This window comes from Actinomycetospora succinea, from assembly GCF_004363095.1.
Lineage (GTDB): Bacteria > Actinomycetota > Actinomycetes > Mycobacteriales > Pseudonocardiaceae > Actinomycetospora > Actinomycetospora succinea.
The window spans coordinates 180900-200553 of record NZ_SNYO01000012.1 but is presented as its reverse complement, the minus strand read 5'-3'; the positions used below and the strand labels follow the sequence as shown (position 1 = coordinate 200553).

The following is a 19654-nucleotide window of genomic DNA, read 5'->3' as shown; positions in this document are numbered from 1 at the left end:
TCATCCGAGCACCACCCGCCCGATGATCTCCTTCATGATCTCCGTCGTCCCGCCGTAGATCGTCTGGACGCGGGTGTCGAGGTACGCCTTGGCGACCGGGTACTCCTTCATGTAGCCGTAGCCGCCGTGCAGCTGGAGGCATCCGTCGATGACCTCCTTGGCCGTCTCGCTGGCCCAGTACTTCGCCATCGAGGCGTCGGCGGGGCCGAGCTTGCCCTCGCCCAGCTCGATGATGCAGCGGTCGACGAACGTGCGGGTCACGGCCAGCTTCGTGGCGAGCTCGGCGGTGGTGAACCGGACCGTCTGGAGCTTCGCGAGCGGCTTGCCGAACGCCGTCCGCTCCTTGACGTAGGTGATCGTGTCCTCGAGCACCCGCTCCGCGCCGGCGGTCGCGCCGACCGCGATCGAGAGGCGCTCCCGGGGCAGGTTCTGCATCAGGTAGATGAAGCCCTTGCCCTCCTCGCCGAGGAGGTTCGTGGCGGGCACGCGCACGTCGGTGAACGACAGCTCGGCGGTGTCCTGGGCGGACATGCCGATCTTCTCGAGGTTGCGGCCGCGCTCGAAGCCGGGGGTGTCCCGCTCGACCACGATGAGGCTGAACCCGTGGGCGCCGGCCTCGGCGTCGGTCTTGCAGACGACGATCACGAGGTCGGACATGATGCCGTTCGTGATGAACGTCTTCTGACCGTTGATCACCCACTCGTCGCCGTCACGGACGGCGCGGGTCTGGATGCCCTGCAGGTCCGAGCCCGTGCCCGGCTCCGTCATGGCGATCGCCGTGATCATCTCGCCGGAGCAGAAGCGCGGCAGCCAGCGCTGCTTCTGCTCGTCGTTCGCCAGGTCGATGAGGTACGGGGCGATGACGTCGTTGTGGAGCGTGAAGCCCAGCCCGCTCGTGCCGGCCCGGGCGACCTCCTCGGTGACGATCCACTGGAAGCGCAGGTCGGGCGTGCCGCCGCCGCCGTACTGCTCGGGGACGTCCATGCCCAGCAGGCCGGTCTTCCCCGCGGTCTCCCAGATCTCGCGGCTGACGTGGCCCTGCTTCTCCCACTCGGGGTGGTAGGGGACGGCCTCCTTCTCCAGGAAGTCCCGGACCATCTGCCGGAAGTCGTTGTGCTCGTCGGAGAAGATCGTGCGCTCCACCGGGTGGCCTCCACTGTGGGGACGTTCGGACGGCGTCGCGGTCCGGGTGAGTCCCCGGGACCGTGCCGGTGCGGCTCAGCGTGGCTGCACCGGCGGGTAACAGTCAAGCCTGACTCTTCCGTCGTTCCGTATGAGCAGTTACGGTCGCGCCTGCGCTGTGGTCGGCGTCACCACTGCCCCGTTTCGTCCGCTTTCCGCGTGGAGGTCCCTCGTGCCGTTCCGGCTGACCGACGTCGTACGCCAGTACGTGAACACCCCCGACCTGGTGGCGATGACGTTCGAGGGTGCGAACACCACCTACGCCGAGATGGACCGCCGCGGCGGCCTCGCCGCCCGCGCCATGGCGGCCGACGGTGTCGGGGCGGGCAGTCGGGTGGTGTGGCTCGGGAAGAACCGCCCCGAGTTCTTCGACCTGCTCTTCGGCGCCCCGCGCGTCCGGGCCGGCACCGCGCCGCTGAACAACCGGCTCACCCACGACGAGCTGATCGCGATCATCGAGGACTCCGCCGCGCCGCTCGTGGTGCTCGGCCCGGACTTCGCCGACCTGCGCGGCCGCGTCGAGGGGCTGGACGCCGTGCGCCGGGTGCTCGTCGTCGGCGACGACTACGAGGGCTGGCTCACTGCGTCCGACGAGGTGCTCGACCCGCCCGACGATGCGCAGGACGACGACTGCGTGCTGCAGCTCTACACCTCGGGCACCACGGGCCTGCCCAAGGGCGTCGTGCTCACCCACACCCAGTTCGCCGCTCTGCTCTCGGTCGGCGACCACTGGGGCTTCGACACCGAGTCCGTCGGGCTCGTGGCGATGCCGCTCTTCCACATCGGGGGCTCGGGCTTCGCGCTGGTCTGCCTGTCGTTCGGGGCGCGGTGCGTGCTGATCGCCGACATCGTGCCCGACCAGCTGCTCGCGACCATGGAGGACGAGGGCGTCACCAACGCCTTCCTCGTGCCCGCGGTGCTGCAGTTCCTCACGGGCGTGCCGGGCGCGGCCGACAAGGACTGGTCGAAGCTGCGCGCGATCGCCTACGGCGCCTCGCCGATCACGAGCACCGTCCTGAACCGGGTGCTCACGACGTTCCGCGCGCCGCTGTTCCAGGTGTACGGCTCGACGGAGACCACCGGCGCGATCAGCCAGCTCGACCCCGACGACCACGACCCCGACGGCCCCCGCGCCCACCTCATGCGCTCGGCGGGCAAGGCCTACCCGTGGGTGGAGCTCAAGGCCGTCGACCCGGCGACCGGCGAGGACGTCGCGCCGAACGTCGTCGGGGAGATCTGGATCCGGTCCTCGCAGGTCACGCCGGGGTACTGGGCGCGCCCGGAGGAGACGGCCAAGGCCCTGTCCGACGGCTGGTTCCACACCGGAGACGCGGGCTACCTCGACGAGGAGGGCTATCTCTTCCTCACCGACCGGATCAAGGACATGATCGTCACCGGGGCCGAGAACGTGTACCCCATCGAGGTCGAGAACGTCCTGTCCGGCCACCCCGACGTCGCCGACGTCGCCGTCATCGGCGTCCCGGACGAGCGGTGGGGCGAGACGGTGAAGGCCGTCGTGGTCGCCAACGAAGGCAGCGAGATCGACACCGACGCGCTGCTCGAGTGGTGCAAGGAGCGGATCGCCGGCTTCAAGCGCCCGCGCTCGGTCGACGTCGTCGACGCCCTCCCGCGCAACCCCTCCGGGAAGATCCTCAAGAAGGACCTCCGCAGGCCCTACTGGGAGGCCGAGGGGCGCCACATCGGCTGACGGCCGCTCCTGGGCGGGAGGACGTCACCATCGGAACATCCACGGTTAACCAGCTCCCCGGATCCTGAACCGCGCTGCCCCCGAATTCGCCCCGCTGAACCGATACAAGGAAGCGAACCCTGTTTCCGCTGCTCAGGGCCAGGGCACGCTGGCTGCATCAGGCCGCGTCGGGCTTCGGGGGTTCGACGCTCGGCCGTTCGGAGGTCGGCCCCGTCTCTGGCGCTGGGGAGCAGCCAGGGGCGGGGCCGACCCATGTCCGGACCTCTCGATCGTGGGCGATGAGGAGCGTCACCCGTCGGGCGGGCGGGTACAGCGTCCTCGTGACGGTTGAGAACACAGGCGTCGCGCTCGTCCGGCAGGCGACCGAGGCGCTGCGGCGACTCGACGCGGAGGGGCGAGCGCTCCGGCCGGACGGCGTCGACCACTTCACCTGGTCCGCGGACGTGCTCGACGAGCTCGCACGCCTGGCCGAGATGCTCGGGCGCGCGGTGGAGCACGTCTCCGGCGAACAGGCGTCCCGCGCCGAGTCGCACGCCCAGGCGCTGGCGACGGCGATCGTGGCGCACCGCAACTCGCTCCTGCGACACGGGCGGGGCGGAGCCCCTTTCCCGGATGGCGGTGACCGGACGCTCCCCGAGGTCATCGTCGACCGACCGCCCGGGGGTATCACACCGGTGGCGGTTGCGGGCTAGACGCGTTATGGGATGAATCGCACGCGGAGCCCACGTACCAGCCCGTAACATGACTGGTGTCGGCCGCGCCCCCCTCGGCCGACCATGGTTCCGGGAGCGCATCCCCCCGCGCTCCCGGAACCCCCATACCTCTCAGGCCGCCGTGCCCAGGTGCTCCAGCACGAGGTCGGCGAGCCGCTCCGGTGTCTCGTCCGGGATCCAGTGGCTCACCCCGCTGAGCACTTCCAGCCGGTACGGACCCGTCACCCAGCGCGGCGTGCCGTCCACCGCCGCGCGCGAGATGGCGACGTCGCCGTCGCTCCACACCAGCAGGGTCGGGGTCGCGACGGTGACCTGCAGGCCCTTGTGCTCCCAGAACGGCATGGCGCGGTACCAGTTGATCGCGCCGGTCAGCGCGGGTCGCAGTCCGCCCTTGGCCGCCAGGGCCGCCTCGTCGCGGCGGGCCTTCTCGGGGCTCTGCCCGGCGCGGCGCGCGGCGGCGGCGAGCCCGCCCGGCCGGCCGAGGAGCCGTTCGGCGACCGCCGGGAGCTGGAAGAAGTACATGTACCAGGACAGCGCGCCCTGCCGGCTCGTCGCCATCGCCTTCACGAACGCCGCCGGGTGCGGCACCGACACCGCGGTCAGCGTGCGCACCCGTTCGGGGTGCAGCGCGGCGAGGGCCCAGGCCACGACCGCGCCCCAGTCGTGGCCGACCACGTGCACGGTCCCGGCGCCCGCGGCGTCGGCCAGGGCGACGACGTCGTCGACGAGCTCCTCGACGCGGTAGGCGCGCCGACCCTCCGGCCGCGCCCCCACCGAGTAGCCCCGCTGGTCGGGGGCCAGCACGCGGTACCCCGCGTCGGCCAGGCGACGGGCGACGGGTTCCCAGCTCGCCGCGGTCTGCGGGAAGCCGTGCAGCAGCAGCACCGGCTCCCCGTCCGACGGACCGTGCTCGGTGACGTCGAAGCGCAGCGCACCACGGGTGTAGGAGTCCACGGCCCCGATCGTGCCGCGCCGACGGCGAATCCGTCGATCTTGTGGTGACCGATCTCGTCCGACAGCGCGACACTCCGTCGAAGTGGCCACCCCGCGGGGGAGGGTCGCGTTACGGTCGGCGCGCACCGCGCCCACCCACGGGCGTGGCGCGGGGGCCGGGACGAGGGAGCGGCGCGAGCGCATGTCCAAAGGGTTGAGACGGTTCCTGATCCTGGTCGTCGTGGCCGTCCTGCTGTTCTTCGTGATCTCGCAGCCGGAGGGTGCGGCCGACGTCGTCCGCTCGATCCTGGCGATCATCGGCGAGGCGCTGTCGTCGATCGCCACGTTCTTCCGCTCGCTCTTCTAGAGCACGGCGAACTCCCCGGCCGCGTAGCGCTCGCGCAGGCGGTGCTTGACGAGCTTGCCGGTGGGCGTGCGGGGCAGGTCGTCGGTGAACACCAGACGCTTGGGCGTCTTGTACCGTGCGATGCGGCCGCGGACGTGCTCGAGCAGCTCCTCGGCCAGCGCGTCCGACGGCTCGTGGCCGGGCGCGGGCTGCACGACCGCGAACACCGACTCGCCCATCTCGTCGTCCGGCACGCCGATCACGGCGACGTCGTACACCGCGTCGTGCAGCGTGAGGACGTCCTCGATCTCCTGCGGGTAGATGTTCACGCCGCCCGAGATGATCATGAAGCTCTTGCGGTCGGTGAGGTAGAGGAAGCCGTCGTCGTCGACGTAGCCGAGGTCGCCGGTGGTCGTCCACGTCTCGTGCTCTGGATGCTGCGCGCCCCGGGTCTTCTCGGGGTCGTTGTGGTACCGGAACGGCACCTGGTCGCGCTCGAAGTAGACGGTGCCGACCTCGCCGGCGGCCAGCTCGCGGCCCTCGTCGTCGCAGACGTGGATCGTGCCCAGCCCGGCGAGCCCGACCGAGCCGGGCCGCTCGAGCCACTGTGCGGAGTTGATGAACGTGATCCCGTTGGCCTCGCTGGAGCTGTAGTACTCGTACAGCACCGGGCCCCACCAGTCGATCATCGCCCGCTTGACGTCGACCGGGCACGGCGCCGCCGCGTGGATCGCGACGCGCAGGCTGGAGACGTCGTAGCGGTTCCGCGTCTCCTCTCCCAGCTTGAGCATGCGGACGAACATCGTCGGCACCCACTGGCTGTGGGTCACCCGGTAGCGCTCGATCGCGGCGAGGGCCTGTTCCGGGTCGAAGCGGTGCATCATCACGACGGTGCCGCCGGTCGACTGGATCGTGGCGCCGAAGCGCAGCGGTGCGGCGTGGTACACGGGCGCCGGCGAGAGGTAGACGGTGTCCTCGCCGAAGCCGTACATCGGCTTGAACACCGCGATGTAGAGGTCGCCCGGCTCGTCGATCTGGCGCTCGGGCAGGTTCGGCTTGATCCCCTTGGGGCGCCCGGTGGTGCCGGAGCTGTAGAGCATGTCGCCGCCGCGCGGCTGGTCGGCCATCGGCTCGGCGCTCTGCGCGCCGACGACCTCGTCGTAGTCGTCGTGGCCCGCGACCGCGCCGCCGAAGGCGAGGCGCAGCGTGACCCCCGGGGTCCCCTCGACGATCGCCCTGGCGAGCTCGTCCTTCGCCGCCGAGACGACCAGGGCGCGGGCGCCGCAGTCGTCGACGATGTAGGCGGCCTCGTCGGGGGAGAGGTGGTGGTTGACCGCGGTGACGAGCAGGCCGGCGCGCTGGGCGGCCCAGTAGACCTCGAAGACGCGCGGGTGGTTGTCCGAGAGCAGGGCGACGACGTCGCCGCGGCGCAGGCCGTGCTCGTGCAGCGTGCGTGCCAGGCGCACCGAGCCGTCCTCGAGCTGGCGGTAGGTCAGGCCCTCACCGGTCTCGGCCATGATCACCGCGGGGCGGTCGGGGTGGGTGGCGGCGAACGTCCCGGGATACATCGTCGGCTCCTCGGCGATCACGTCTGAACGGCCGCCGTAGAGTAGATTATGTTCTGTTCGAGGGGAACCGATCGCCGCGGGGAGGACGACGCCGATGCCGACGGCGACCCGGCAGGCCTACTTCGACCAGGCGCTGCGCGTGCTCGCCCGCGAGGGGCGCAACGGGCTGCGCATCGGGAAGCTCTGTGCGGCCGTGGGCGTCACCAGCGGATCCTTCTACCACCACTTCGGCAGCTGGGAAGGGTTCGTCGCGGCGCTGCTCGAGCACTGGGAGCGCGAGGAGGTCGGGCGCCTCGTCGAGATGGTCAACGCCACCAGCGACGACCCCGTCGAGCGCGTGACGCTGATGAAGCACCTCGCGCTGACGATCCCGCACGAGGCGGAGACGGCGATCCGCGCCTGGGCGACGGTCGACCCGACGGTCGAGGCCGCCCAGCGCGCCGTCGACCGGGGGCGCGTGCAGGCGCTCGCCGACGTGCTCGCGCCCGTCGTCGCCGACGTGCGGGCGCGCGAGCGTCTCGCGGCCCTCGGGATCGCGGTGCTCGCCGGGCACCAGCAGATCGCGGGCGTCGTCGACGCCCCGCTCGCGGCCCTGCTCGACGAGTTCGAGGTCGCCGTGCGCGCGCACGCCGACGTCGACTGGGAGCACGCGGCCGACCCGTGGCGGGCGGAGGCCCCGGCGCGCGACGACCGGTGATCGTGGCGGAAATCCTGACGTTGGACGTCAGCGTGGCCGCCACGCTGACACCTCAGTTGGCGTAGTGCGGGGCGCGGCCCTGGGTGAAGGCGGTGACGGCCTCGGTGAGGTCGTCGGAGATCAGCGCCGAGGCGTTCCACGTCGCGATCTGGTCGAGGCCGTCGGCGATCGAGTGGTCGCGGGCGTAGGTGATCGCGTGCTTCGTGCCGCGCAGGGCCAGCGGGGACTTGGCGGCGAGGCCGCGGGCGATCTCGGTGACGTGGGCGAGGAGCGCCTCGGGGTCGTCGCCCTCGACGCAGTCGTTGACCAGGCCCATGGCCCGGGCCTCCTCGCCGCGCACGTCGCGGCAGGTGTAGGCCATCTCGCGGGCGCGGCCCTCGCCGACGATCCGCGGCAGGCGCTGGAGCACGCCGACGTCGGCGGCGAGGCCCATGTCGACCTCTTTGAGCGAGAACTTCGTGCGCGGGGTCGCGTAGCGCAGGTCGCAGACCACGGCGAGGTCGAGCCCGGCGCCGACGCACGCGCCCTGGATCGCGGCGAGGACGGGGACCCGGCAGCGCTCGACGGTGGTCAGCACGTCCTGGAGGTCGAGGATCAGGCGGCGCAGCGCCTCGCGGGCGCGGCCCGGGTCGGCGCTGGCGGGGGCCATGCCCTGGATCTCGGCGAGCATCGAGAGGTCGATCCCGGCGCAGAAGTGCTTGCCGGCGCCGGTGAGGACCACCGCCCGCACCGCGGGGTCGTCGTCGAGCGCGCGGAACGTCTCGCGCAGCTCGTGCCACAGCGTGCGGTCCAGCGCGTTGGCCGCCTGCGGGCGCTCGAGGCGCACGGTCGCGACACCGCCGTCACGGGTGACCGACAGTGCGGTGGTGGCCGGTGCGTCCAGCGTGCTCACGTCCGGGCTCCTCTCAGGAGTTCACGCAGAGTTCGGGGCACGACGCTCTCATGTCCGGAACGTCCCGGCGCGCCACGCGGTTGACCAGGCATGACCACCGCAGTGCACGCCCGTCCCGGAGCGCCCGCGCGCACCGCCGATCGCATCGGCCGGGGTCTGCTCCTCCTCGCCGCCGTCAGCTCGGTCGCCGCGTTCGTCGGCGGCCTCGCGACGATGGCCGCGGCGCCCCCGGACCGGCCGGTCGTCGAGGGCTGGCGCACGTTCGGCTTCCTCGTCTTCACCGGGCTGTGGGTGCTGCTCGCGCTGCGGCCGCGCACGTCGCCGGGGCTCTGGGAGCTGGTGTTCCTCCACAAGATCGCGATGGTGGTCCTCACCCTCGCGGTCCTCGACGTCCCCGAGGCGGCCACGGCGCTCGTCGTCGACGCGACCCTCGTCGTCGTCACCGCGATCGCCTACGTGCTCACGCGCGGCTGGCTCTCCTGGACGGTGTGGCGGGACACGCCCGCCTGACCGTCGCGCACCCTCACCGTGGGTGGTCGAATGGTGACGCAGGTCTCGCGTCCGTAGCACAACGTACGTTATGGTCGCCCTCGCGGCCCCGGGCGAGAGCTGGCACGAGGACACCACCCGCGAGGAGGTATCGATGAAGATCCAGGTGGACTGGGACAGGTGCACGGGGATGGGCATGTGCGAGTCGCTCGCCCCCGACGTGTTCGAGGTCGACGACGACGGCTCGCTGATCGTGCACGCCGAGGAGGTCCCGGAGGGGATGGAGAGCGACGTCCGCGAGGCCGTCGCCGCGTGCCCGACCGAGGCCCTCTCGCTCGAGGGCGAGTGAGGGCGTGACGCACCTGGTGGTGGTCGGGGCCTCGCTGGCCGGCCTCCGGGCGGTCGAGGCCGTCCGGCGTGACGGCTTCGACGGCGACGTCACGCTGGTCGGGGCGGAGGAGCACCTCCCCTACGACCGGCCCCCGTTGTCGAAGGAGTACCTCTCGGCCGACGAGTGCCCCGACCCCCGCTACCGCGAGGAGGAGACGTTCGCCGGCGACCTCGACGTCGAGCTGGTGCTCGGCACGCCGGCTTCCGCTCTCGACACCACGGCGCGCACCCTGACCGTCGGGGACCGCACGCTGTCCTACGACGGTCTGGTCATCGCCACCGGCGCGCACGCCCGCGTCCTGCCGGGCACCGAGCACCTCGAGGGCGTGCACACCGTGCGCACCCTCGACGACGCCATCGCCCTGCGGGCCGCCCTGCGCGCCGAGCACGCGAAGCGCCTCACGGTCGTCGGCGCCGGGTTCATCGGCTCCGAGGTGGCCGCGGTCGGCCGCAAGCTGGGCCTCGAGGTGACGATCCTGGAGGCGCTCGAGACCCCGCTGGCCCGCGCGGTCGGCGAGCGGATGGGGCGCGCGCTGACCCACCTGCACCGCCGTCACGGCACCGAGGTGCGCACCGGGGTCGCGGTCGAGGAGGTCCTGTCCGAGGACGGCCGGGTCACCGGCGTGCGCCTGGGCGACGGCACCGAGCTGGCCACCGACGTCCTCGTCGTCGGCATCGGCGCGCGGCCCGCCACCGACTGGCTCGAGGGCTCCGGGCTGACCATCGACGACGGGGTCGTCGCCGACGAGACCCTCGCGGCCGCGCCCGGCGTGTACGTCGCGGGCGACGTCGCGCGCTGGCCGAACGCGCTGTTCACCGACGTCGCCGACGGCACCATGCGCCTCGAGCACTGGACCTCGGCGGCCGACCAGGGCGGGCGCGCCGCCCGGCACGCGGTCGACCCGTCGGCGGCGAAGGCCTACGAGACCGTGCCGTACTTCTGGTCCGACTGGTACGACGGCCGCGTCCAGTTCGTCGGGATCGCCGCGGGCGAGGACATCGAGGTCGTCGCCGGCGACGACACCGAGGGCGGGCCGTTCACCGCGATCTACCGCGCCGGCGACCGGATCGTCGGCGCCCTGGCCGTCGACATGCCCGCCGAGGTCATGAAGTACCGGCGGCTCATCGGTGGACGCAAGAGCTGGGACGACGCCCTGGAGCTCGCCGAGCAGCGGCGCCGGCAGCGCGCGGAGAAGGCCAGGAGAGCCGCCGAGGAGCAGGGAGCCAGCACGTGACCACCACGGCCGACAAGCCCGACATCGACCCCCTCGACCTGTCCTCGCTGGACTTCTGGGGCCGGCCGATGGCCGAGCGGGACGCGACGTTCGCCGAGCTCCGGCGCGAGCGCCCGATCTCCTGGCACCGGCCGCCGGAGGGCATGCTCATGCCCAGCGAGGACGACCCGGGGTTCTGGGCCGTCGTGCGCCACTCCGACATCGGCTACATCAGCAAGACCCCGAAGCTCTTCTGCTCCGGGCAGGGCGTGCAGTTCCAGGACGCGCCGCCCGAGCTGCTCGAGGCGTCGCAGTCGTTCCTCGCGATGGACGCGCCCCGGCACACCAAGCTCCGCAAGATCGTCAGCGCGGCGTTCACCCCGAAGCAGGTGGCGCGCGTCGAGGACCGCATCGCGCAGCGCGCGTCCACGATCGTCGACCAGCTCCTCGAGCACGGCTCCGACGGGTCCGACGGCGACTTCGTCCAGCTCGTGGCCAAGCAGCTGCCGATGGGCACGATCTACGACCTCATGGGTGCGCCCGAGGAGATGCAGGACGGGCTCGCCGAGGCCGCCGACCTGCTCGTCGCGACCAACGACCCGGACGTGCTGGAGAACCTGGGCCTCGAGGACCCGCTCGCCGCCGGTGGCCAGGCGCTGATGGGGCTGCTCGGCCCGGCGATGGAGCTGGTCGCGGCCCGGCGCGCGGAGCCCCGCGACGACCTCATGACCAACCTCGTGCAGGCGGAGGTCGACGGCGAGAGCCTCACCGACCCGGAGATCGGCGCGTTCTTCGTGCTCCTGTCGGTGGCGGGCAACGACACCACCCGCAACACCATCGCCCACGCGATGCACCAGCTCACCGAGCACCCGGACCAGCGGGCCTGGCTCGCCGAGGACCTCGACGGGCGGATGCGCTCCGCCGTCGAGGAGTTCGTGCGCCACGCGTCGCCGGTGCTGACGTTCCGCCGCACCGCGGTCGAGGACACCGAGCTGCGCGGGCACCGCATCGCCGCCGGCGACAAGGTCGTCATGTTCTACGAGTCGGGCAACCGGGACGATGAGGTCTTCTCGGACCCGCAGCGCTTCGACCTGTCCCGCGACCCGAACCCGCACGTCGGCTTCGGGGGTGGCGGACCGCACTTCTGCATGGGCAACATGCTCGCGCGCACCCAGTTGCGGCAGATCTTCTCGCAGCTCCTGACGCGGGCCCCGGGCCTGACCGTGGGGCAGCCCGAGATGCTGCGCAGCAACTTCGTGCACGCGGTGAAGACCATGCCCTGCTCGCTCGGGGGCTGAGCCCGTCCCCCAGCGGGACGGTGAGGGGGCGCAGAGTGGCGCAGTCGACGCTGGTCCTGTCCGGGGCCCGGTCCCGGGTCGAGCGGGAGCTGGTCCGGCAGTGGACGGAGTCGACCTACGGGGACGACCCCGTGCGGGTCGTCCCCGACGACGGCCGCGAGCTCGCCGGCGCCCTCGACGGCGCGGGTCCCGACACCACCGTCGTGCCCGTGCGCGTGGTCTGGCCGCCCGCCGAGCGCGGCTCCTCGGACTCGCCGGCGCTGACCGACCTGCTGTCCCTGAGCGCGCGGCGCCGGACCCTGCGCCACGCGCACGCCCGCGTGCGGGGCTGGTCGGACGCGCGGGGCCGGGTCGTCGCGGGCGATGCGGCATCGCTGGCGGAGCTGCGCCGCGAGGGCGACCGCGAGCTCGGGACGCCGGACGGCGCGGGCTTCGTGGCGTTCGTGCGCCGCCGGGCCACGCTGGCCTGCGACCGCGCCGAGCGCCGCCTCACCGGCGACCGCTACAAGGTGCCGCGGCTGATGGCCGAGCAGATCGTCGCGTCGGCCGCGGTCCGCGAGCGGGCGACGGCCCTGGCCGGCGAGCTGGGGCTGTCGGCCGACGAGGTGCTCGCCCGCACGGCGTCCTGCCTGGCGGAGATGGCCGCGGTGCAGAGCCCGCCGGCGATCGAGGCGTTCCGCTCGGTGATGAGCCCGCTGCACCGCCGGGCGTGGGACCTCGACGTGGACACCTCGAGCCTCGGTGACCTGCGCGACCAGGGCCGCCGCCGGCCGCTGGTGTTCCTGCCGTCGCACCGCAGCTACGCCGACCCGCTGGTGCTCGCCGAGGTGCTGCACGCCCACGACTTCCCCCGCAACCACGTCCTCGGTGGCAACAACCTCGCGTTCTGGCCGCTCGGCACGCTCGGGCGCCGCGCGGGGATCGTGTTCATCCGCCGCAGCTTCGGCGACGACGCGGTCTACAAGTTCGCCGTCCGCGAGTACTTCGGCCATCTCCTCGACAAGCGCTTCAACCTCGAGTGGTACATCGAGGGCGGGCGCACCCGCACCGGGAAGCTGCGCCCGCCGAAGTACGGGCTGCTGCGCTACCTCGTCGACGCCGCCGACCAGCTGCCGTCCGACTCCCCGGGCGCCGACCCGCTGCTCGTCCCGGTGTCGCTGCACTACGACCAGCTCCACGAGGTCGGCGCGCTGGCCGCCGAGCAGGGCGGCGCGGGCAAGAAGGCCGAGGGGCTCGGCTGGCTCGCCGGCTACATGCGCGACCAGCAACGCCGGATCGGCTCGGCCCGCATCCGCTTCGGCGAGCCGATCGCCCTGCGCGACGCCCTGCGCGACGCCGGCGAGGGCTCGGCGCAGCTGGAGAAGGTCGCGTTCCGGGTGTGCCTGGGCATCAACCGGGCCACGCCGGTGACGCCCACGTCCGTCGTCACGTTCGCGCTGCTCGGGGCGGGCGGGCGGGCGCTGACTCATCAGCAGGTCCGGGACGTCGTCGCACCGGTGCGGCGGCTGCTCGCCGACGAGCCCGCCATCGGCGACCTGGACACCGGCGACGGAGTCGCCGAGACCCTCGACCGCCTCGTGTCGGTCGGCGTCGTCGAGCGCTTCGACGCCGGCCCGCAGACCGTCTGGTCGATCGGCCCCGACCGCCACCACGTCGCCGCCTTCTACCGCAACGGCGTGCTGCACCACCTGCTCAACCGGGCCGTGCTGGAGATGGCGCTGATCGCGGTCGTCGACGCGGGCGGTGAGCTCGACCGCGAGCAGGTCCTCGAGGCGTGCTGGGCGGAGGCGCTGCACCTGCGCGACCTGCTGAAGTTCGAGTTCTTCTTCCCCCGCAAGCGCGACTTCCGCGACGAGCTGCTCGCCGAGCTCGACCGCCTCGCGCCCGGCTGGACGGACACGCCGGCCTCGCCCGGGGACGCCGCCGCGATCCTCGGGAACGCCGACCTGCTCGTCGCGCCGCGCACGCTGCTGCCGTTCGTCGAGTCGCAGTGGGTCGTCGCGACGGTGCTCGCCGACCACACCGGGGCTCTCGAGGACCGCGACCCGTTCCTCGAGGCGTGCACCGGGCTCGGCCAGCAGTGGTGGCGCCAGCAGCAGCTGCAGGGCGCCGACGTCGTGTCCCGCGAGCTGTTCACCACCGCGCTGCGGGCCGCCGACAACCGCGGGCTGCTCGGCGCCGACGCCACACCGGAGGCCCGCGCGGCCTGGCGCGACGAGGTCGCCGCGGTACGGGACCGGTTGCGGCGGGCGGCCGAGCGCGAGGGCGAGCTGCGAGCGGAGGTGTTCGGTGCCGCGCACCAGTGAGCTCGGTGTCCTCGCCGCCCGGCGCGCCGCCATCCGCGCGGCGCCCGCGGGCAGCGTCGCCGTGGTCGACGAGACCGCCCTGCTCGCGACCTCGGCGGTGGCCGCGCACGCGGGCGAGGCGCTGCGCTCCGGGCGCACCGCGTGGCGCGCGCTGCCCGGCGACGTCGCGCTGCTCGCGGGCGCCGGCGACGACGAGGACGCGGTCCGGCGGCTGGTCGCGGGCTGGGCGGGGGAGGACGAGCCCGCACTGGCCCGGCGCGCACGGGCGGTCCTGCGCGACGAGCTGGGCGCCGCGCTGCGCCCGGAGATGTGGTCGCTGGTGCTCGAGCACCGCCGGGCCGGGCACCACGTCGTCGTCACCGGCCACGCGCCGCGCCCGGTGCTCGCCCCGATCGCCGAGGACCTCGAGGCCGACGAGCTGATCGCCACCGAGGTGGCCGTCGGCGAGGGCACGCTGACCGGCGAGGTCGAGGGGCCCGTGCTGTTCGACGGCCGCGGCGGGCGCAAGGCGGCCGCGCTGGGCGGGCGCGCCGTGGCGTTCGCCTACGCCGGGCCCGGCGCGGAGGCGCTGCTGGCGGCGGCGGAGCACCCGCTTGTCGTGTCGGCCACCCCGCGGGACGGCGAGCATCCCGTCCTGCCCGTCGCGCCCCGCGGCGGCACGCTCGCGACGCCGGGCGACGTCCTGCGCACCGCCGGCTTCTACGGCGCGCTGGCGAGCGCCGCGGGCACGGCGGCCGCGGTCGGGCTCGCCCGCCGCTCGCGCCGGCACATGATCGACCTGACGTGCTCGGTCACCGGCGACCTCGGCCTGGCGCTCGCCGGGATCGACGTCGAGGTCACCGGCGCCGAGCACCTGTGGTCGGCGCGGCCCTGCGTGTTCGTGTTCAACCACCAGTCGAAGATCGACGTCGCGCTGCTCATGAAGCTGCTGCGCGGCGGGTTCACCGGCGTCGCCAAGGCCGAGGCCGCGTCGATCCCGCTGTGGGGCGCGATGTTCAAGCTCGCCGGCGTCGCGTTCGTCGACCGCGGCAACACCCGGCAGGCGAAGGAGGCCCTCGAGCCCGCGGTGCGCAAGCTGCGCGACGAGGGCTGGTCGCTGGCCATCGCCCCCGAGGGCACGCGCTCGCCCACCCCGCGGCTGGGGCGCTTCAAGAAGGGCGCGTTCCACATCGCGATGCAGGCCGGCGTGCCGATGGTCCCGATCGTCATCCACGACGCCGGCGAGGTCATGTGGCGCGGGCACCAGACGCTGCGCGGGGGCACCGTGCACGTCGACGTGCTGCCGCCGATCGACACCGCGGACTGGACGGTCGGGACGCTCACCGAGCACGTCGAGGACGTCCGGAGCCGGTTCGTCGCCGTGCTGGAGGGGGCCACGTGAGCCTCGACCCGACCCCGCCCCGCAGCGACGACGGCCGCCTGCTCTGGTCGCGCTCGGAGGAGCTGACCGGCTTCGAGGCGCTGATGTGGCGCGTCGAGGCCGACCCGCGGATGCGCTCCACGGTCGTCCTCGTCGAGACCCTCGACCGCGAGCCGGACTGGGACCGCTTCGTCGCCGCCACCGACTGGGCGTCGCGGGTGGTGCCGCGGTTCCGCGAGCGGATCGTCACCCCGTTCCTGGGGGCGGGGACGCCGCACTGGGCGCTCGACCCCGACTTCGACCTGCACTACCACCTGCGGCGCCTGCGGCTGCCCGACGGCGCGGGGACGCCGGGGCTGTTCACCCTCGCCGAGCAGATCGCGATGACGCCGCTCGACTCGTCGCGGCCGCTCTGGGAAGCGACGATCGTCGGCGGCCTGCCCGACGGCGGGGCGGCGCTGGTGTTCAAGCTCAGCCACGTCCTGTCCGACGGGATGGGGCTCGCCCAGCTGCTGGCCGGGCTGCACTCGCGGACGCGGGAGTCGATGACCGACAAGCCGCAGCCGCCCCCGCCGTCCGGGCCGCCGGCGACCCTGTCGCACGAGGTGGTGCGGCAGGTCCGCAGCGACCTCGGCCTGGTGGGCGGGGCCGGTAAGAGCCTGCTGGGGGCGGCCGCGTCGCTGGTCCGGCCGGACCGAGCGGTGCGCGACGCGGTCGCCTACGTGGTGTCCGCGCGCCGCGTGCTCTCGCCGCCGCCCGCGCCGCCGCTGCCGGTGCTCGCCCACCGCAGCCCGTCGTGGCGCTTCCGCACGCTCGACGTGCCCTTCGCCGAGCTGCGCGCGGCCGGGAAGTCGGTCGGCGGGTCGGTCAACGACGCCTACGTCGCCGGGCTCCTGGGGGCGTTCCGGCGGTACTCCGAGCGCCGCGGGGAGCCGCTGCCGCCCGACCGGCTCATGCCCGTGACGCTGCCGGTGTCGATCCGCCGCGAGGAGCACGAGCCCGGCGGCAACCACTTCGCGCCCGCGCGGCTCTCGGCGCCGGTCGGGATCGTCGACCCGGCCGCGCGGGTCGTCGACGTCCGGCGGCGCATGAAGATCGCGCTCGGCGAGCCGGCCCTGGAGAGCGTCGAGATCGTCAGCGCCTGGCTCGCCCGCCTGCCGGGCGCGGTCGTCGCCGGCTTCGGGGGCGGCGCGACGAAGAGCAACGACCTGCAGGCCAGCAACATCCCGGGCCTGCGCGACGACGCCTTCCTCGCCGGCGCGAAGATCGTGCGCAGCTACCCGTTCGCGCCGTTGCCCGGCTGCGCGGCGATGATCGCGATGGTCACCCACGGCGACACGTGCTGCGTCGCCGCGAACCTCGACGCCGCCTCGTTCACCGACCTCGAGGGCTTCACCCACGACCTCGCCGACGGGTTCGCCGAGGTGCTGGCGATGGGGCGGGCACATGACTGAGCCCCTGGTGCTCCTGCACGGGGCGAGCATGTCGGCGCGCGCGTGGGAGCCGGTCCGGGCGGCGCTCGAGGCGCACCACGAGGTCCTCGTGCCGACGATGGCCGGGCACCGCGGCGGCGCGGCGTGGCCCGACGGCACGCCGGTCGGCGTGGCCGGGATCGTCGACGACGTCGAGACGCTCATGGACGCCGCGGGCATGCCGACCGCGCACCTCGTCGGCAACTCCCTCGGCGGCTGGGTGGCCCTCGAGCTCGCGCGGCGCGGACGGGCGCGCTCGGTGGTGGCGCTGTCGCCGGCCGGGGGCTGGGGCAACGGGTGGGACCTGCGCCGGCTGGTGTGGTCGTTCCGGCTGGGCTCGGCGCTGGCCGGGTCGACGACCTTGCGCACGGCGGCGCGCCGGCCGTGGATGCGCCGCCTGCTGCTCGCGCGGGTGCTCGAGCGCGGCGACCGGGTGCCGACCGAGGACGTCGGCGAGCTCTTCGACGACCTCGCCGGCTGCGTGATCCTCCGCGAGCTGCTCGACGGCGCCGCCGAGCACGGGGGCGTCGCGCCGTTCGACGACCTGCCCTGCCCCGTGCGCGTCGCCTGGTCCGGGCGCGACCGTCTCATCCCCTGGCGACGCCACGGCGTCGCGCTGCGCGAACGTCTGCCCGGCGCGGAGTTCGTGCGCCTGCCCCGCGTCGGTCACGTGCCGATGTGGGACGACCCCGACCTGGTGGTCGACGCCGTCCTCGGCGTGACCACCGCCCACCGAACCCTGGAGACGCCCGCATGATCGGCACCGAGACCGACCTCGACATCGACGGCACCCGCGGGCGCGTCGTCGTGCGCCGCCGCGACCCGGAGGCCGCGCCGCGCCGGGTCGTGCTCGTCGCCCACGGCTACGGCGAGCACTCCGGGCGCTACGCACACGTCCTCGACCGGCTCGCCGGCGACGGCGCCGTCGTCTACGCGCCCGACCACCAGGGCCACGGGCGCTCGGAGGGCGAGCCGGTGCTCGTGCACGACCTCGAGGAGGTCGTCGAGGACCTCGACCAGGTCCGGCGCGTCGCGCGCAACGAGCACCCCGACCTGCCGATCGTCCTGCTCGGGCACTCGATGGGCGGCCTGATCGCCGCCCGCTACGCCCAGCGCTACCCCGACGTCCTCGCGGGCCTCGTGCTCACCGGGCCCGTCGTCGGCGGCAGCCCGGGCATCTTCGGGCTGCTCGAGTACGACCCGATCCCCGAGGTCCCGATCGACCCCGCGGTGCTCTCCCGCGACCCCGCCGTCGGCGAGGCCTACGCGGCCGACCCGCTGGTGTGGCACGGGGCGTTCAAGCGCCCGACGCTCGAGGCGTTCGTGGCCTCGGTGGAGGCGATCGCCGCGGGGCCGGGGTTCGGCGACCTGCCCGTGCTCTGGGTGCACGGCGAGGACGACCAGCTCGTGCCGATGGACTCCACGCGCCCGGTGATGGAGAAGCTCGCCGGCAGCGACCAGACGACCCGGATCCACGCCGGCGCGCGCCACGAGGTCCTCAACGAGACCAACAACGCCGAGATCCTCGACGACGTCAGCGCGTTCGTCGCGCGCGTCGCCGGTTAGACCGGGGCGGGCTCGCCCTCGCCGCTCAGCGCGCGGCGCATGAGGTGCATGGCGAGCACGACCGAGCGCTCGCGGATGTCGCCGCGCTCGCCGGGCAGCACCGGGTCGCGGGCGAGCGTGCGCCCGTCGGCGGTGCGCACGCAGAAGCAGACGTAGCCGACCGGCTTCGCCTCGGTGCCCCCGCCCGGCCCGGCGACGCCCGTGATCGCCACCGCGATCGTCGCGCCGAAGCGGGCCAGGGCGCCGTCGGCCATGGCCTCGGCGACCTGCGGCGACACCGCCCCGTGGGCATCGATCAGCTCGCGGGGCACGCCGAGCAGGTCGGCCTTGGCGTCGTTCGAGTACGAGACGACGCCGCCGGCCACGTGTGCGGACGCGCCGGCCGGGGCGGTCAGCCTCCCGGCGAGCAGGCCGCCGGTGCACGACTCGGCGGTGGCGACGACCTGGCCGTCGAGCAGCTCGAACAGCAGCTCGTCGATCGTCTGCCCGGTGCGCGAGAAGATCGTGCGCCCGTGCCGGCGGTCGATCTCGGCGACCACCGCGTCGCGCGCGGTCGCCGCGGCCGTCGAGCCGGGGGCGTGGCGCAGGTCGACCTCGAGGGTGAAGTCGCGCAGGCAGGTCGTGATCTCCAGCGGCGTGAGGTCGGTGGTGTCGCCGACGTCGCGCAGGGTCGCGGCGATCTCGGACTCGGGCACCCCGAACAGGCGCAGGTGGGTCTCGGCCCAGGGCGCGGTCCGCGCGAGGACGTCGCGCACCGGCCCGCTCGCCAGCGCCTCGTCCCACATCGCGCGGACCTCGCGCGGCGGGCCGGGCAGCACGAGCACCGTCGGGCCGCCCCGCTCCGGGTGGGGCGGCACCGCCAGCCCCGGCGCCGTGCCGGCCGGGCGGATCGGCGTCGCCCCGCGCGGCACCATCGCCTGCTTGCGGTTGGCGGCGGCGAGGGCGTCGGCGTCCCAGCGCAGGCGGTCGGCGAACTTGGCGATGATGTCGCCGACGACCTTCTCCATGTGCTCGTCGAGCTCGAGCGGCCGGTCGGTCTCGGCGGCGACGACCTCGGCGGTGAGGTCGTCGGCGGTGGGGCCGAGCCCGCCGGTGGTGACGACGAGGTCGATGCCGTCGCCGGCGAGGAAGCGCAGCGCCGCCGCCATGTCCTCGCCGCGGTCGCCGACGAGCACGAGGTGGGACACCTCGACGCCGAGATCGCCGAGGCGCTCGGCCACCCAGGGGCCGTTGCGGTCGGTGATCCGCCCGGTCAGCAGCTCGCTGCCGGTGGCGACGATCCCCGCCCGCACCCCGCCGAGACGTCCGCCGTCGGTTCCGTGCCCCTCGTCGGCCACGCCGCACCCCGCTCTCCGGTCGACTCCCGCTCTCATCCCACCAGAGCGCGCCGCTGTCGGCCGACTGACGGCGGACCGTGCTGGGCCGGTCGGGTGGTTCTCCCTCGAACGGCACCACAAGGGTGCGTCGTCGTGCACATCTGTACCGGTGGGTCATCGTTGAACGGGGTACAGGGTGCATAG

At 73.8% G+C, this 19654-nt stretch carries 18 protein-coding genes; 13 read left to right on the top strand and 5 right to left on the bottom strand.

All coding sequences use genetic code 11. The features are described from left to right. A complete protein-coding gene (locus EV188_RS28270; RefSeq protein WP_133829659.1) occupies window positions 1-1143 on the bottom strand; it encodes an acyl-CoA dehydrogenase family protein in 1143 nt (380 codons plus the stop codon). A gap of 211 nt (window positions 1144-1354) precedes the next feature. Here EV188_RS28270 and EV188_RS28265 point away from each other — a divergent pair, with 211 nt between their 5' ends. Both EV188_RS28265 and EV188_RS28260 read left to right on the top strand, forming a co-directional pair. Continuing rightward, complete coding sequence (locus EV188_RS28265) at window positions 1355-2890, top strand: long-chain-fatty-acid--CoA ligase (RefSeq protein ID WP_133829658.1); 1536 nt, start codon at window positions 1355-1357, stop codon at window positions 2888-2890. Window positions 2891-3210: 320 nt separating this feature from the next. Further along, window positions 3211-3582 carry a hypothetical protein gene (locus tag EV188_RS28260; protein WP_133829657.1) on the top strand — a complete coding sequence of 124 codons (372 nt, stop codon included), beginning with the start codon at window positions 3211-3213 and terminating at the stop codon, window positions 3580-3582. A gap of 132 nt (window positions 3583-3714) precedes the next feature. Here the strand turns inward: EV188_RS28260 and EV188_RS28255 are convergent, their stop codons facing one another. Beyond that, entirely contained in the window at window positions 3715-4557 is an 843-nt protein-coding gene (locus EV188_RS28255; protein ID WP_243742052.1) for an alpha/beta fold hydrolase, read from the bottom strand. 220 nt (window positions 4558-4777) lie between these two features. Between EV188_RS28255 and EV188_RS33060 the strand changes: the two genes are divergently transcribed. Further along, entirely contained in the window at window positions 4778-4903 is a 126-nt protein-coding gene (locus EV188_RS33060) for a hypothetical protein (protein ID WP_279536777.1), read from the top strand. On the opposite strand, the gene EV188_RS28250 is transcribed toward EV188_RS33060, so the two are convergent. Beyond that, the gene (locus EV188_RS28250) at window positions 4900-6450 is read right to left on the bottom strand and encodes an acyl-CoA synthetase (RefSeq protein ID WP_133829655.1); all 1551 of its coding nucleotides are present in this window, start codon (window positions 6448-6450) and stop codon (window positions 4900-4902) included. The two genes, EV188_RS33060 and EV188_RS28250, sit on opposite strands and share 4 nt — an antisense overlap. Window positions 6451-6544: 94 nt before the next feature. Between EV188_RS28250 and EV188_RS28245 the strand changes: the two genes are divergently transcribed. Then, a complete protein-coding gene (locus tag EV188_RS28245) occupies window positions 6545-7147 on the top strand; it encodes a TetR/AcrR family transcriptional regulator (protein WP_133829654.1) in 603 nt (200 codons plus the stop codon). Window positions 7148-7199: 52 nt separating this feature from the next. Here the strand turns inward: EV188_RS28245 and EV188_RS28240 are convergent, their stop codons facing one another. After that, window positions 7200-8039, bottom strand: a complete 840-nt coding sequence (locus tag EV188_RS28240; RefSeq protein WP_243742051.1) for a crotonase/enoyl-CoA hydratase family protein — start codon at window positions 8037-8039, stop codon at window positions 7200-7202. Between the two features lie 90 nt (window positions 8040-8129). On the opposite strand from EV188_RS28240, the gene EV188_RS28235 reads away from it, so the two are divergent. The 9 genes from EV188_RS28235 (at window position 8130) to EV188_RS28195 (ending at window position 18134) form a co-directional block, all read left to right on the top strand. Further along, entirely contained in the window at window positions 8130-8549 is a 420-nt protein-coding gene (locus EV188_RS28235) for a hypothetical protein (protein WP_133829653.1), read from the top strand. Between the two features lie 133 nt (window positions 8550-8682). After that, the gene (locus tag EV188_RS28230) at window positions 8683-8877 is read left to right on the top strand and encodes a ferredoxin (protein WP_133829652.1); all 195 of its coding nucleotides are present in this window, start codon (window positions 8683-8685) and stop codon (window positions 8875-8877) included. Between the two features lie 4 nt (window positions 8878-8881). Then, window positions 8882-10153, top strand: a complete 1272-nt coding sequence (locus EV188_RS28225; RefSeq protein WP_133829651.1) for an NAD(P)/FAD-dependent oxidoreductase — start codon at window positions 8882-8884, stop codon at window positions 10151-10153. Continuing rightward, on the top strand, window positions 10150-11430 hold the full coding sequence (locus EV188_RS28220) for a cytochrome P450 (RefSeq protein ID WP_243742050.1): 1281 nt from the start codon (window positions 10150-10152) through the stop codon (window positions 11428-11430). Before EV188_RS28225 ends, EV188_RS28220 begins: the two co-directional genes overlap by 4 nt. Window positions 11431-11465: 35 nt before the next feature. Then, on the top strand, window positions 11466-13736 hold the full coding sequence (locus tag EV188_RS28215) for a glycerol-3-phosphate 1-O-acyltransferase (protein ID WP_166660133.1): 2271 nt from the start codon (window positions 11466-11468) through the stop codon (window positions 13734-13736). Continuing rightward, the gene (locus EV188_RS28210) at window positions 13720-15117 is read left to right on the top strand and encodes a 1-acylglycerol-3-phosphate O-acyltransferase (RefSeq protein ID WP_133829649.1); all 1398 of its coding nucleotides are present in this window, start codon (window positions 13720-13722) and stop codon (window positions 15115-15117) included. Before EV188_RS28215 ends, EV188_RS28210 begins: the two co-directional genes overlap by 17 nt. Then, window positions 15114-16550 (top strand): wax ester/triacylglycerol synthase domain-containing protein, encoded by a 1437-nt coding sequence (locus EV188_RS28205; RefSeq protein ID WP_133829648.1) that lies wholly within the window; start codon window positions 15114-15116, stop codon window positions 16548-16550. Before EV188_RS28210 ends, EV188_RS28205 begins: the two co-directional genes overlap by 4 nt. Then, window positions 16543-17325: an alpha/beta fold hydrolase gene (locus EV188_RS28200; protein ID WP_133829647.1), complete on the top strand. Its 783-nt coding sequence runs from the start codon at window positions 16543-16545 to the stop codon at window positions 17323-17325. The genes EV188_RS28205 and EV188_RS28200 overlap by 8 nt, the downstream gene beginning before the upstream one ends. Continuing rightward, window positions 17322-18134 (top strand): alpha/beta hydrolase, encoded by an 813-nt coding sequence (locus tag EV188_RS28195; RefSeq protein WP_133829646.1) that lies wholly within the window; start codon window positions 17322-17324, stop codon window positions 18132-18134. Before EV188_RS28200 ends, EV188_RS28195 begins: the two co-directional genes overlap by 4 nt. On the opposite strand, the gene EV188_RS28190 is transcribed toward EV188_RS28195, so the two are convergent. Beyond that, window positions 18131-19471 carry a competence/damage-inducible protein A gene (locus EV188_RS28190; protein WP_243742049.1) on the bottom strand — a complete coding sequence of 447 codons (1341 nt, stop codon included), beginning with the start codon at window positions 19469-19471 and terminating at the stop codon, window positions 18131-18133. The two genes, EV188_RS28195 and EV188_RS28190, sit on opposite strands and share 4 nt — an antisense overlap. Window positions 19472-19654: the final 183 nt, after the last annotated feature.